At 58.6% G+C, this 14,014-nt stretch carries 13 protein-coding genes; 3 read left to right on the top strand and 10 right to left on the bottom strand.

Going from position 1 to position 14,014, the window contains the following annotated elements; all coding sequences use genetic code 11:
• Positions 1–92 precede the first annotated feature (92 nt).
• The 5 genes from MJA45_RS02915 to MJA45_RS02895 are packed head-to-tail and all read right to left on the bottom strand — an operon-like array spanning position 93 to position 5,030.
• Positions 93–938: an ABC transporter permease gene (locus MJA45_RS02915; protein ID WP_315605805.1), complete on the bottom strand. Its 846-nt coding sequence runs from the start codon at positions 936–938 to the stop codon at positions 93–95.
• Positions 935–2,086 carry an extracellular solute-binding protein gene (locus MJA45_RS02910; protein WP_315605804.1) on the bottom strand — a complete coding sequence of 384 codons (1,152 nt, stop codon included), beginning with the start codon at positions 2,084–2,086 and terminating at the stop codon, positions 935–937. Before MJA45_RS02910 ends, MJA45_RS02915 begins: the two co-directional genes overlap by 4 nt.
• Positions 2,087–2,112: 26 nt before the next feature.
• Positions 2,113–3,135, bottom strand: coding sequence for an ABC transporter ATP-binding protein (locus MJA45_RS02905; protein WP_315605803.1), 1,023 nt, complete (start codon positions 3,133–3,135; stop codon positions 2,113–2,115).
• A gap of 28 nt (positions 3,136–3,163) precedes the next feature.
• Positions 3,164–3,988 carry an ABC transporter permease gene (locus MJA45_RS02900; protein ID WP_315605802.1) on the bottom strand — a complete coding sequence of 275 codons (825 nt, stop codon included), beginning with the start codon at positions 3,986–3,988 and terminating at the stop codon, positions 3,164–3,166.
• Between the two features lie 28 nt (positions 3,989–4,016).
• Positions 4,017–5,030: a LacI family DNA-binding transcriptional regulator gene (locus MJA45_RS02895; RefSeq protein WP_315605801.1), complete on the bottom strand. Its 1,014-nt coding sequence runs from the start codon at positions 5,028–5,030 to the stop codon at positions 4,017–4,019.
• Between the two features lie 240 nt (positions 5,031–5,270).
• On the opposite strand from MJA45_RS02895, the gene MJA45_RS02890 reads away from it, so the two are divergent.
• Together MJA45_RS02890 and MJA45_RS02885 are read left to right on the top strand one after the other, a co-directional pair.
• Positions 5,271–5,588: an ArsR/SmtB family transcription factor gene (locus tag MJA45_RS02890; protein ID WP_315607923.1), complete on the top strand. Its 318-nt coding sequence runs from the start codon at positions 5,271–5,273 to the stop codon at positions 5,586–5,588.
• Positions 5,588–6,073: an SRPBCC family protein gene (locus MJA45_RS02885; protein WP_315605800.1), complete on the top strand. Its 486-nt coding sequence runs from the start codon at positions 5,588–5,590 to the stop codon at positions 6,071–6,073. The genes MJA45_RS02890 and MJA45_RS02885 overlap by 1 nt, the downstream gene beginning before the upstream one ends.
• A gap of 589 nt (positions 6,074–6,662) precedes the next feature.
• Here the strand turns inward: MJA45_RS02885 and MJA45_RS02880 are convergent.
• The 5 genes from MJA45_RS02880 to MJA45_RS02860 all read right to left on the bottom strand — a co-directional run bounded on the left by MJA45_RS02880 (position 6,663) and on the right by MJA45_RS02860 (position 12,676).
• Positions 6,663–7,322 carry an HD-GYP domain-containing protein gene (locus MJA45_RS02880; protein WP_315605799.1) on the bottom strand — a complete coding sequence of 220 codons (660 nt, stop codon included), beginning with the start codon at positions 7,320–7,322 and terminating at the stop codon, positions 6,663–6,665.
• Positions 7,323–7,657: 335 nt separating this feature from the next.
• Entirely contained in the window at positions 7,658–9,805 is a 2,148-nt protein-coding gene (locus MJA45_RS02875) for a LuxR C-terminal-related transcriptional regulator (protein WP_315605798.1), read from the bottom strand.
• Positions 9,790–10,041 (bottom strand): hypothetical protein, encoded by a 252-nt coding sequence (locus MJA45_RS02870; RefSeq protein WP_315605797.1) that lies wholly within the window; start codon positions 10,039–10,041, stop codon positions 9,790–9,792. Before MJA45_RS02870 ends, MJA45_RS02875 begins: the two co-directional genes overlap by 16 nt.
• Before the next feature lie 8 nt (positions 10,042–10,049).
• Entirely contained in the window at positions 10,050–11,471 is a 1,422-nt protein-coding gene (locus MJA45_RS02865) for a DUF7125 family protein (protein WP_407083100.1), read from the bottom strand.
• A 206-nt stretch (positions 11,472–11,677) separates the two neighbouring features.
• Positions 11,678–12,676, bottom strand: coding sequence for an inorganic phosphate transporter (locus tag MJA45_RS02860; protein WP_315605795.1), 999 nt, complete (start codon positions 12,674–12,676; stop codon positions 11,678–11,680).
• Between the two features lie 220 nt (positions 12,677–12,896).
• Between MJA45_RS02860 and MJA45_RS02855 the strand changes: the two genes are divergently transcribed.
• Positions 12,897–13,976: an NAD(P)H-dependent flavin oxidoreductase gene (locus MJA45_RS02855; protein WP_315605794.1), complete on the top strand. Its 1,080-nt coding sequence runs from the start codon at positions 12,897–12,899 to the stop codon at positions 13,974–13,976.
• Positions 13,977–14,014: the final 38 nt, after the last annotated feature.

The raw sequence follows: 14,014 nt of genomic DNA, 5'->3' as shown, positions 1-14,014 counted from the left end.
TTTCCCTCCGTGTCGGTGGTCTCTCTGTATGCTTTTGAGAAGGGCAGGCTCCTCCCTCTATCCGGTGGGAATCGCCTGCCCCCAAGCCTTCCTTAATGCATCGAAGCTTTATCGTCCTTAATCATCGTCCGAATGTAGAAATAGCCCATGACCGAGCACAGCACGAACATGAAAACGGCCGTCGCGCTGGCCAGCTGCGTCTCCTGGTACACCGAGAATACCTGCCGCATCGCCACACCGAGCACCTGCGGCGAGTTCGGCCCGATCAAGAACGGTGCCGTGAACCCGCCGATAATGCCCATGAAGCTGAATGTGACCGCCACAAGCATCGTCCGGTAGGAAAGCGGAACAATCAACTTAAAGAATATGTTCAGCCGGCCCGCCCCCACATCCTTGGCGCTCTCGATGACCGAATTCGGGATACCCGCCAAGGCGGAGGTGAGCAGCATCGTGGTAAATGGGATGTTGAACCACAAATTGGCGAGAATGATCCCTTTGTAATCGAAAATGATGCGTGGAATCGTCTCGATTCCGAAGGGCAGCAGGAGCCGCGACAGCCAGCCGTGATTGCCGTACATGTTAATGATCCCGTAGGACGCAATGACCGATGGAATAAAGATCGGGATCATGTACATCTTGCGGATGCCGGCGACGATCGGACCGCCGCTGAAGCGCATGTAGACGGCGAGCGCATACGAGATGAGCAGCACGAGCACGACCGAGATGACCGTCAGCTTCAGCGTGAACCAAATGTTGCCGGCCATCACCTTATCGGTGAACAAAGTTTGATAGCTCTGCAGGGAATAATTCCCCTGGTCGTCCTTCAGGCTCTCGTTGATGGCCAGAAGGATCGGAACGATGACGACGAGGCACAGCAGCAGGAATGCGGGAAAAACCAGCGCCAGCCCCAGAATGCCTTGCTTGACCGCCTTACTCATTGCCCACCCGCCACGTCCTGCTGCCAGCGCTTCTGGATTTCCTTGCCCAGATCGCCGAGGTTAAAGGTCCGGTAGCCTCCCGCCACATCCTTGAATTTATCCTGCAGCTCCTTCGGCATTTCGGACCACTTGATGCCCGGATACCCGTACATCTTGTTCACGATGACCGTCTGCGCCTCTGGGGTGAGGACGAAGTTCAGGAAAGCGGCAACCGAATCGAGATGCTCGGACAGCTTAGGCGCCATCAGATACGTCGGACCCCCGGTAAAAGACGGATTGATCTGAGTCAGCTTCGTCGTGTCAGGCAGCACCTTCTTGCTGATCTGCTCCAGCGCCATATCGGACCAGGCCGGGATGATGTCAACCTCGCCGTTGGCCATAAGATCGAGCGTCCCCTGGTTTTTCTTCGGGTAAACGCCCTTCTGATACATGTAGGGGTGAAGCTCTTTCAGCAGGGCGAACCCTTTGTCCCACTGCTTCATGATTGCCGGGTCCTGACTCGTGCTTGCCTCCGGCGGCAGGAAGTTGTAGATAGCCGTCTGCACGAAGGAGTCGCCCGAGCCGCCCGTCGCCGGATCGTTATAAGCGAAGCGTCCCGGATGCTTGCGGATCCAGTCGTACAGCTCGTCGGCCGTCTTCGGCGGTGTCGCCACCTTCGCGCTGTTATAAGCCAGAATGACGGCGGACGCGCGGTACGGAATGCCGGCGCCGTTCAAATTCTTCAGATTGTTCGGATCGATCTTGCTCAGGTTCGGAATTTTGGAATTGTCAAAGGAGGCCCACAAATCGGATTTCATGCCCTTGGTCAGGTCGCTCAGACTGCTTTCGTACAGATCGATATTGCCCGACTTCTGTCCCGCCTGCTTGGCGGCCATGATCCGGTCGAAGGTGGATTGCCCGCCGGAGCCGGAATCGATATACACCAGCTTGACCTTCACATTCGGATTGGCCTTCTCGAACATCGGCACCAGCGTTTCCCACAGCTCCTTCACATTCAGCGAACCGGTAAAATAGAACTGCATCTCGTCCGGCTTGCCCTTGCCGTCCCCTCCCGTCCCGGACACTGCCTTATCCCCGCATCCGGCAAGCGCCGACAAGACGAGTACCGAAGCCAGCGCCATTCCCAACCGTTTCTTCCTGGTGACCATCCTCATTCCTCCTCAGCATATTTTTCTTAGGCCGGCCGGTAAGCCAGTACCTTGGAAAACGTCAAACCGACAAGCTGACCGGGACGAAGCTCAGGCACTTTATCCCGCGGTATAAAGGCTTTCAGCACACCCGCCGGCGTCTCCAGCGACACCTCGGCGTAATGCCCGAGCACCATGATCTGATGAATGCCGGCGGAAAGGCCCTCCTCCGGCTTCGTCAGGACGATATCCTCCGGACGGACGGCGATAACCGCCTCGCCGGAGAGGCCCTCCGGGTTATCGTAAGAAAGCGGGCCCACCTGGAGCCGGCCGCCCTCGGCCGTGCCCTTGATGAAGTTCATCTTGCCGATGAACTGGGCGGCGAACAACGTCCGCGGGTGGTCGTAAATTTCCTGCGGCGTGGCCATCTGCTCGATCCGGCCCGCATTCATGACGACGATTTTGTCGGAGATCGAGAGCGCCTCCTCCTGGTCGTGCGTCACGAACACCATCGTGAGCCCCGTGCTTGCCTGAATGTCGCGAAGCTCCTCGCGCATCTCGTGACGCAGCTTGGCGTCGAGCGCTGAGAACGGCTCGTCGAGCAGCAGCACCGCCGGCTCCAGCAGGAACGCTCTCGCCACGGCAACGCGCTGCTGCTGGCCGCCCGACAGCTCCGCCGGATACTTCTTCTCGCTGCCCGGGAGCCGGACCAGCTCCAACACCCGCTTCACGGCCGCCTCGATTTCTTTTCCGCTTTTCTTGCGGATTTTGAGTCCGAAGGCCAGGTTGTTGAACACATTCATATGCGGCCACAGGTTGTAGCCCTGGAACACCATCGCGGTCGGCCGCTTCTCCGGAGGCAGCTTCCGAACGCTCCGCCCTTCGATCTGAATGTCGCCCGAGTCCGGATCGATGAAGCCGCCTATGCTGCGGAGCACGGTCGTTTTGCCGCAGCCCGACGGGCCGAGCAGCGTAACCAGCTCGCCCTTCTGCACATCGAGGGAAATGTCCGTGACGCCCTCTCCCGTTTTGTAGCGTTTCGTCAGATTTTGAATGGATAGCTGAATCATGGAAACCTCCCTCTCGTCATCGCTCACGCTATTTCACTTGGAAGCCGCTGGACATCACGTCGGCCGATACGAACCGCTGCGCCGCCAGCAGCAAGACGATCGTCGGAAGCGTCAAAATAATCGAGAAGACCGCTCCCGCCGTGCTTGGATAATCGGAAATGATCGAATACATGACGACCGGCATCGTACGGAAATCCGGAATACCGACGAGATAGGTCCCCTGAGCTTCGTCCAGCGAGTTCAGGAACGTAAAGATCGAAGCGACTGTGATGCCCGGCAGCGCCATCGGGAAGGTGATGCTCCAGAACACGCGAAACGGGCTCGCCCCGACGTCCCGGGCCGATTCCTCCTGGGACTGGTGCACATTGCGGAAGGCCGACGACGGGATCCACGTCATGAACATGAGCGTGTTGACGATATGGATGAGCACGACGCCCATGAACGTGTTCATCAGACCGAGCTTGTAGAACAGCACGGCGATCGAGACATACAGCCCCATCTTGGGGAAGGCGTGGGTCAGCAGAAACGAGAACAGAAACAGACGGCTCAGCGGAAACCGGATACGCGCAAAAGCATAAGCCGCCGGAATGCACAGCACAATCGAGAGAGCGGTTACGACGGTGGCGATGAGGAAGGACAGGCCGATCGACTTCACGACCTCGTCCTTGGAGAGCACGAATTTCCACCAGTCGAGCGACCACGACTGCGGAATCGGGGCCGGATACTGCCATTTGCCGGTAAAGGCCAGAAGCAGCAGATTGAGCAGCGGTCCCATGAAGAAGACGGCGAAGACGACAAGCAGAAGGAATTCGATCCATTTTCGTTTCCCGGCATTCTTGAAATACCAAAGCATGCTTACCGATTCTCCCCTCGATAGCGGATTAGGCGTTCCCGCTTGCTGACGCGCAGGAGCCGCGGATAATGAGCTTCGTATCGAACAGCTCCGGTTCAGGATTAAGCGCTTTATCTTCCATCATGCGTAAAAGCAGTTCTGCTGCCCGGCTGCCCATCCGCGGGCGCGGCTGCTCCATCGTCGTCAGCTGGATCCAGTGAAGCTCCGCCAGATTCAAATTGTCGAAGCCGATCACCGACACCCGCTGCGGTACCGGAATCTGCCGCCTCGCTAACCATTCCAGCGCACCGATGCCGAGCAGATCGTTTGCGGCGAAAACCGCCGTCAACTCAGAATGGCGGGCGTACAGCCGCTCCATCGCTTCCCTCCCGTCGCGGATGGAGCGGCCGCCGGTCTCCACGTGCGTCGGATCGCAGGGCAGCCTGCTGAGCTCCATGCGCTCCCGGTAGCCGCGGAGGCGCTCGTTACCGATGAAGGAATTGTCCGGCATGCCGATGAAGCCGATGTGCCGGTGGCCGAGTCCGATTAAATGGTCCATCGCATCGAGCGCCGCCCGGTGATGATCGACGTCGATAAAAGGCATGGACAAACCCGGCGGGGTTCGTCTGCGCAAGAACACGGCCGGCATGGGCAGGTTCGTCAGCAGGTCGACGAACTCTTCATCCAAGTGATCCGGAGTAAGGATGAGGCCGTCGTACTGACGCTCCATCGCGGTCATCAGGAACTGCTTCTCCTTGGCCGGGTTGCGCTTGGTGTTACCGTAAATGACCTGGTAGCCGTGCTCGAACAGCTTGCTCTCGACGGCGTCGCCGAGCTCTGAGAAGAACGGGTCGGCTATGTCGGGGATCATCAGGCCGATCGTGAACGTCTTCTTCTGGATGAGCCCCTTGGCCAGCGCATTCGGCCGGTAATTGAGCGCGCGGACCGCCTGCATCACATTGCTCTTCGTTTCCTCGCTGACGTCCGGATGATCGTTCATCGCCCGGGAAACGGTCGAGACGGAAATGCCCAGATGCTTCGCGATGTCCTTGATATTGGCCACTTTGTCACCTCGCTTTCGTTTCCGGTATCGTTACCGGAAACGTTCCCGGTAACGTTTGTTATCATATTACTACGCTTTGGTAGCGGTTTCAAGAACATTTTTCCTGTCACGATCCCTAACCGCAGCCTTCTCTTTTGGAGCATGCATCGAGGCCTGCAATACCCGAACGGCTTGATTCTGATTGTCGCACCCTTAAAATATTGCTTTCAAGTTATATAACCATGTGGTAATATAGTGAGCATGAAGCCTGTTAATCTCTTTGAAGTGCTCGCGGAACCGAACCGCCGAACAATTCTCGACTACCTGAGGATGAAAGAGCGGTCGGTCGGCGAGCTGGTCGCCCTGTCGTCGCTCAGCCAGCCCGGCATCTCCAAGCATCTAAGGATCCTTCGTGAGGCTGGCCTCGTCTCGGTCCGAAAAGAAGCACAGAAGCACCTTTACGGGCTGCGTGCGGAGCCGCTCGAAGCCATCGACCACTGGCTCGAACCGTACCGCTCGTTCTGGTCCGGCAAACTGGATGCCCTGGAACGGCATCTCGATGAAGAGGAGGATGTTTGATGTTAGCTGTTGTGAAGAAAACCGGGGAGGGGTACACCGCCCGTTTTGAACGCCGCCTGAAGCACTCCGTCGAGAAGGTCTGGGCCTCCCTGACGAAGAACGAGAAGCTCGCCCAATGGTTCGGGCAGCTTCAGATTCAGGAGCTTCGTCCGGGTGGAATCATCCGCTTCGACATGAAGAACGGCACGTTCGAGGAACTCGAAATTCTGGAGGTTAAGGAGAAGGAAGTGCTGGAATACACCTGGGGCAAGGACCGCGTCCGCTTCGAGCTGTATCCGGAAGGCGATGGCTGCCGTCTCGTGCTGATCGAGACCATCGTCCAAATGACCGGCCATACCCCGAAGGACCTGGCCGGCTGGCAGGTGTGCCTCGGCCTTCTGGAGGCGGCGGTTGACGGACAGCCGAAAGAGCTCGACAAGAGCGAGTGGGAGGTCTATTACGCCCAATATGAGGCCGAGCTGAAGCCTTGGCTCGAGGAGAAGTAGGCGAAACGGCCAAAAGGCGCTCTCCAAGTCATCCGGAATGACTTGGAGAGCGCCTTTTTGTTTTGTTGTTTCAGCTATCGGTTTCGCGTCCGGCCTGGTAACCAAGCGACTGGTCGGAAATTCTAATGAATCGTACACTGCTTATTCGCTTCAAAAAGACCCTTCGTAAATTCTAACGAATCCTCCACACCCTATTCGGCCCGACCCCCGGTAAAAAGGAGCGTTAGAGAGCCAATAACACGACCAGGATTCGTTAGAAGTTTGGCAAGGCCGTTTTCGGCTAAATAAGGTTCCCCCGATTCGTTAGAGAGCGAGTGAACCAAAGGCTGGTCCTCTCTTCCTTCCGCTTTAGCAAAGCGCGCCGACCGGCCCCCCCCTGCGAGGACTCGGCGGCAGGCAAGACGGTCCCTTTCCTCGCGGATGGACGCAGCAGGGCAAGCCGCGTGCCGACCGGCCTAATCTGCCCCCCCGTACGCGAACGCAGGGCAGCCCCCCCGCCTCTTCTGCTCTCAAGAGGAGTGGGGCCCTCCTCTCCTTCTTGAAGCAGCAGCCGGTTGCTTCTGCCCCGAAGCCGTGCCCGGCTCCTTGATTAATGATTGATCAGACGAAGCGTCGAGGTTTTCTCCGGCTTGTCCTTCTTGATCTCCGCGCCGTAATAATGACACAGCATGTTGACCAGGTCCGCGTCATACATCATGTCGCTCCAGCGGTAGAGCTCATCCAAGGCGGCCTCGATGCCGAGGACCGTTCCTTTTCTTTTGTCGTAGGAGGTCGCTGCCGCAAAGCTGTCCGCCACCCGGAGAATCCGGGCGTTCAGCGTAATGTCCTCCCACGTGCGGTAGTACGGGTACCCGGTGCCGTCCAGGTTCTCGTGATGCTGCAGAACGGCTTCCCCGTCTACCAGCCCCCGGTCGATGAAGGGCTTCAGGATGTCCGCGCTGTATTGGGGATGCATGAGGATCGAAGGGGTGCCCGACTCGTCCAGATTGGCCTCCACTTTGTAAGTCACCCGCAGCTTGCCAATGTCCATCAGGAGGGCCGAACGGTACAGCACCTCCTGCTCCTTGCCGCTCAACCCGAGCCCTTGGGCGAGAAGCAGGCTGTAGTACGCTTCGCGAAGGGAATGTTCGTATATGAATATATCGTGGGCTTTCATTCGTTTTAGCAGGAAAGATGTCTGTTTATTGTCCCGGGCGAACTGCCCGGCCAGCTGAACCCACTCGGTGGCGGGGGATGCTTGGTTTTTCATGGGAACCACTCCTTTGCCTATCCCTGTATGGTGCGCGTTCGTTGATGTGGTTTCTCTATAGTCTATTTTCTTATTATTTAGACAAAAAAAGTATCACCGAAGCTTCTTATCTTTACTTTTTCAGGAAATGACGTGAGATGCCACTAACTTCCTACCTGAAGAGACATAAATCGACAATTCCCTTCCCGAACGGCCGATGGATAGGAAGCTCCCGTCCTCACCGCCTCCTTCCCGGCCCGCCGGCATGACAAAAACCCCCTCCCGGTAAGGAAGGGGGTTCCTGCGGTAAGACATAAGTCCTACCGGATAGGAAACGGCGGGATATGAAAACAGGACTAGTCCGGGGGCTGGGTATAGCCCATTTGGTACACGAGCGCGATGAGCTGGGAACGGTCCGACACGCCAAGCTTGTGAAAGATGTTCGTCATGTGGTTCTTGACCGTATGCTCGCTTATAAAAAGCTTCTCGGCAATGTCCCGGTTGCTCCGGCCCACCGCCACGAGCCCGAGCACCTCCTGCTCCCGCGAGGAGAGCGACGTCAGTTCCTTGATCGCCTGGATCGGATCGTGGCGGGTTTCCTCGCGCGCAGCCGCCGACTGCGTCACGGACACCTCCAGATCCACGATCTCCTGGCGTCCGAGGAAGGAGACGAACGCCTCGCGCAGCTCGGGGTGAACCCGCTCGCCTGTCCGGGCCAGCGCGCCCTTGCGGCCGCTTACGCTGTCGAGCGCAAGCGCGGCCACCTGGGCGGCGCGGCTTGCGCCGGACGCGTCCGCTTCCCCCGCCCGCTTGCCGCGCAGAAGCTGCAGCTCCTCGAGCGTCTGCTGAAGCGACGGCCGGAGCGACAGCCCGCGCAGCAGGCTGACGTCGTAGCCGGCCAGCAGGCAGGCATCGCCCGCATCCTTGATCTCACGCTCGGCGAGCTGCTGCTCACGGGCAAACGCAATCCCCGTTTCCTTGGCGGCGCGGGACAGCTCGTAGCCGTCCGGGTCCCACTGCTTCAGGCTCAGGTGAAGCACCTCCACCGTGTTCGGCTCCTTGTCGCTTTCTGTCTCCTTGATGCGGTGGATCGCCCCGCTCGCCACAATGGCCAAGCTTGTTATAAATTCCTTATATTCCTCAAAGTCGGAAGCGCGGCGCAGCGCTATGCACAGAACCCCGAGGAATTCGTCCTGGTACATCAAGGGGCATTCCAGCACCGGGCTGCCCTGGAATTCCCCAATCCCGGCAGGAGGCCGGGACAATCCTTGCGCAGCGCCGCTTCCGTGGCGTTTCATTAAATCCTTTATGTATGGTTCGACCTGATTCTGCTGGAGGCCCCGCGAGACCATCTGGGCTTTGCCCTCCGGCCGGCACAGCATAATGGCGGAGAACGCTCCTTGGGCCAGATTAAGCCCCATGTCGATCAGAATGAAGAGCACGCGCTTTATATCCGAGACCACCGTCATCGTGCGGCACAGCTCCATCAGCATGGTGAGCCGCAAATAATTCATGTTGCGGTCTTCCCTCAGCGCCTGGAACGTCTGCCTCGAGCTGAGCAGCGAGGTTATCATTTGGGCCAGGTCGATAATCTCCTCCGGAATTTCGGCGGTCCGCCGGGTCCCCCCGAACAGGATCCCCGTCACGGAGTAGTCCTTCGTCACGGGGAAGGCGAACAGGGCCTCCGGGTGAACGTTGTTCTGGGTAAAAAATAGCGTGCGGGGGTCGCGCGACAGGTTGGACCACCGTCCCCATTGACGGGTCGACGCGACATGGCCGAGCAGACCCTCCCCCATGGAGTAGGTGGAGCCGGTCAAGCCCAGCCCCGCTTCCCCCATGACCTCGGTGATCTGGAACCGGGTTTCGTCAAGCTTCGTGGCGAAGCCGAGGAAATCCAGCCCCCGCTGAGCCTGGTAGTACAGCTGGAGCAGGTCGCGGATCTTCGTATCGGTTCGGTCGACTACCGTAGCCAGCTCACGGACAACCGCCATCTGCTGGCGGTTCCACCGGCGCTCGGCGGAAACGGTCGTCAGTGAAGAGGCGATTTCCGCAAGCGCTCCTACCTTCTCGCCGAGCAGGCGCTTCTGCTCCCCGTTAAGCTCGGGGACGGCTTCCTGCAGCACCCGCACCGGCAGGCCCTGGTTCTCCTCCGCGGCATAGTACTCCTGGAGGATCCGGCGGGTTCTCGTCTCTGTGAAGAATCCCGCCCACAGGTACATCGGGCCGAGGCCGTCCACCTGAACCGGAGCCACGAGCAGCTTAATCCCCGGCTTGTACTCGTATTCGACCGCCTTGCGCATCGGCTGAAACATACCCATGACCTTCCGGCATTCGTCGCACAGGCTGTTCTTGCCGTTGTCTTCCGCCATCCATGTCAGCCAGTCTACCCTGCCCGAGGGCCGCGTTTGGTACTTTCCCTGGGCATCGGTGACCACCATGCACATCCCCGTCTGGGAAGCGTAGGTATCCTGCAGATTCTGCAGAAGGGCTAGGAACTTGTCCATCCCACAACCGTTTCCGTTGTAATTTTGGGGGGCACGTACCGGTAAATGGAACGCGGGCCATTACCGAACCTTTCCAGGATGGTTAAAGAAACCAGACGCTGCAGGGTGGCTTCGAGATGCTCCGGCTTGCGCCCGAGCCTCATGGCAAGCCCGTCCCGGGACTCCATTGCGTAGGGATTCTCCTGAAAAAAAATCGTGCATTCCATTTGCAGCTGCAGCTGATTTTCTTCGTTCATAGGTCCTCCTAAACCATTCGGATGAATGGCCTTTCCTCCATGTTTTCCACCAGCATAGGCTCGGAAATTTTGCCGTTCGGGGCTTTGGTAACCTGGATATGCTGGTAGCATCCGTCCACCCAGGTCCGGAGAACCCCGTTGCAGGTCCGCTCCAGATAGGAGGCGATCTCGTCCCCGATCTCCGCAAAATTGCAAAGGGCAAGCACCGTAACCCCCATGGATCGGGCCCAAGCCGTCTCTTCGGCAAAATAATTCCTTATGAATTCCTTACCCCGTTCCGCTACTATGGTATTCAAATCGTAATAAACGAAAAATTTGCGCCCCTCCGAGAAGCCCTTCTTGAACACCGGCTCAAGTACTTGAGCCAGCCACTCCCGGTACTCTTGATTGGAATGCCGGGACACATCGAGAATGTAATCCGAAAGGCCCTTCGGATGCGGACGCCGGTAATGCTCGACGAGGTACAGTCTTTCCTTCTCGATGATCTCCTCCAGCGAGATGCCGTGTGCGGCCAGCATATTCGTCATCTCCATAGGGGAGTTGAAGCTCGAAAGCAGGGCGATGACCGTCTCTCCCTGCTCGAACCGCTTGGCTACGATGGAGCCCATGATGTATTTGTAATTCGCCTTGCTGTTCGTATCCAGCAGATAAACGGTTCCCTCCGCGAGTCCTCCGTCCAGCACCTGATCGAGCCTGTCCAATCCGGTGGATACGCACTTCTGATTCTTCAGCACGGCCACGTCCTCCACCATGGAACGCGCCGGCACCACATGAATTCCCTCCCCTGTGATGCGGTAGACATGCTCTCCCTCGAGAAGCGGCCTCCCCCTCATCTTGGTTACTTCAACCGTACGCATGCGGTATTTCTCCATGTAAACTTTCAGCCGCAGGCGGATCACCCCATCGAAAACATAGTTCTCGAATGCGGGCTTGTCCTCCTCGGACAGGCTCTCCTCCCGGATGAGCAGAGCGGTAAGGCCGTGTCTCTTCAGAACACTTCTCAGCCGGTAAAACGTTTCCCGCTGCTCCCGGACGGATAGATTGCCGTACCGGTACAGGCTGATGCTGTCCAGGACGATTCGCTTGGCAGCCGTCTCCGCGACCAGCTGCTCGAACAACCCCCCCGGCTCCAGCATCTGCTCCATGAGCAGATCGGGCGAGATGGAAACAACGCGAAGCTTCCCTTCTCGTTCGAGTTCTTTTAAATCCCAGCCATAGGCGTCCATTTCCCGGTAAAGCTGCTCCGGCAGTTCCTCAAAGGTTATGTATAAGCCGGCTTCTCCAACGGCCGCCCCCTGGTGCAGAAACTGCATGGCGAGCGTCGTTTTCCCCGTGCCGGGCGCCCCCTCCACAACAACGGATGCCCCGGCCGGAACCCCCCCGTTCAGAACGGTGTCCAAGCCTTTTATTCCTGACGTGACGGTATTCACTTCATTCACCCTCGATCTGATTAGTGGAATTGGTTAGATATGACAGGAATACCTAACATTTTATCACATTAAAGACCCGCAAGAAATGTAAGCCCCTTCCAGTTCGGGCGGATTCCCGCAAATTTTTGATGAAGGCGGACAGACGGTATCCGCGCACCAAAAAACCGGGCCCAAAGGCCCGGTTCCTCAGATGGAATCCGTTCTATTTAGAAGAACAGGAAGACGACCTGGAAGATGAGATAAGCGATCACCATGGAAATCGGGATGGTGATGACCCAGGTGGCGACCATCGTTCCCACCACGCCCCAGTTGATCGATTTCGGCCGCATCGCCACCCCGGTGCCGATAATCGCCGACGTGATGACGTGCGTCGTGGAGAGCGGGAAGCCGAGCGCCGAAGCCGTGCTCAGGACCGAAGAGGCCGTGACGTCGGAAGCGAAGCCGTTCATCGGCTCGACCTTGACGATTTTGCGGCCGACCGTCTTGATGATCTTCCAGCCGCCGACCGAGGTTCCGAGGCCCATCGCCGTGGCCGCCCCCAGCTTGACCCACAGGGGAACGTGGAGCGTATCCTGGAATCCCCCCGCTACCAAGGCGAAAACGATAATCCCCATCGCCTTCTGGGCATCGTTCGTCCCGTGCGAGAAGGCCTGCCAGCCCGCCGTGAAGATCTGCATGATCCGGAACGTGCGGTTGACCTTGCCCGGAGAGCGGTTCCCGACGAGGCGGACGATCAGCCTGACGATATTCAGCACGATGAATCCGATAATGAAAGCAATAAAGGGAGACGCGATCAGCACGAGGATAATCTTGTTGAAGCCGGACCATTTCAGGTCGGTTCCGCTTGCCAGAACAGCGCCGGCGAGCGAGCCGATCAGCGTGTGCGACGAGGAGGAAGGAATCCCGAAATACCACGTCAGCAGGTTCCAGAAAATCATTGCGATCAGGGCCGCAATGACGACCGGGATGCCGTTCTCGATTTTGGCCGGGTCCGCTATGCTTCCCCCGATGCTCTTCGCCACCCCTTCAAAGGTAATGGCGCCGACAAAGTTCAGGACAGCCGCATAAAAGACGGCGAACCGGGGAGTGAGCGCTTTGGTCGAGACGGAGGTCGCAATGGCGTTTGCCGTATCATGGAAGCCGTTGATAAAATCAAACACAAGGGCCAAAATAACGATGGTTACAATTGCTGTTATCACTTGCATCCCCCTAAGAAGGTACATGATTGTATGTCGAGCCGCGCACGGATTGTTTTTGAGATCGTTGGGGCCGTCCCAAGCCACAGAACATAATACCATACTTCCCGCTAAATGTTGAGGAATTTTGATGCCGGCCGGGGATATGGAATAATAGTGTTAGTCTTCATACATTTGCAAATATTATTCGCAGCCTTATGATATCGGCTGCGTGAGGAGGATACGGCTGATGTGGAACCAAACGGCGGTAAGCGAACTTCTGAAGATTGACTATCCCATCCTACAGGCGGGAATGGCGGGGGGGCCGGCGGGAGCCCGGCTAGCCGCCTCTGTCTCGGAAGCGGGTGGACTCGGGACGCTGGGGGCGGGCTATATGAAGCCCGGGGAGATCCGGGAAGCGGTAAGGGAAATCCGCCGGCTGACGGACAAGCCCTTTGCCGTGAACCTGTTCATTCCCGAGCCTTACGAGGAGGAGGACGGGACGATGGAACGGGCCCGTAGGCTTCTGCAGCCTTATTGCCGCGAGCTCGGGCTCGCGGGAGAAGGCCCGGCGGCCCCTAAGCCATATGCGGAGCCGTTCGAAGAGCAGGCCCAGGTGCTGCTCGAGGAGAAGGTGCCGGTCTTCAGCTTCACCTTCGGGGTGCCCTCGGCCGACTGGATCGATGCCTTCAAGAAGGAGGGGATTCTCCTGATCGGGACGGCGACGACCGTGGCGGAAGGGGCTCACCTCGAAAGCGAAGGCATCGATCTTGTCGTCGGCCAGGGCAGCGAGGCGGGAGGCCACCGCGGCACCTTCCTCGGCGGCCACGAGCAGGCGCTCGTCGGCACGATGGCCCTCATCCCGCAGCTTGCGGATACGCTGCACGTGCCCGTCATCGCCGCCGGCGGGATCATGGACGGCCGGGGCATCGCGGCCTCCCTCCTCCTCGGGGCGTCCGGCGTCCAGCTCGGCACTGCCTTCCTGGCCTCCCCCGAAAGCGGGGCGCATCCCCGCTACAAGGAAGCGGTGCTGCAAAGCATGGAGGAGAGCACGGTGGTGACCCGCGCCTTCTCGGGCAAAGCGGCCCGGGGAATCCGCAACCGGTTCGTCGTGGAGATGGAGCAGGCCGAGGCCACCCTCCCACCTTATCCGGTCCAGAACGCCCTCACCCGGGAGCTGCGCCGGGAAGCCGCCCGGCAGGAGCGGATCGAGTTCATGTCCCTGTGGGCCGGACAGGGCTCCCGTCTCGCTACGGACGTCCCGGCCGGCGTCCGGGTTCGGGAGCTTGCGGCCCAAACGGAAGAGGCTTTCCGCCGGATGCATTTCTGAAACTGTGTTTCATTCCCAATCCCCCGGGTAAGTAATAA

Origin of the sequence: Paenibacillus aurantius (assembly GCF_032268605.1) — a bacterium.
GTDB lineage: Bacteria > Bacillota > Bacilli > Paenibacillales > NBRC-103111 > Paenibacillus_AO > Paenibacillus_AO aurantius.
Note: the sequence above shows the minus strand (reverse complement) of the source record. Positions and strands in the feature narration are given on the sequence as shown.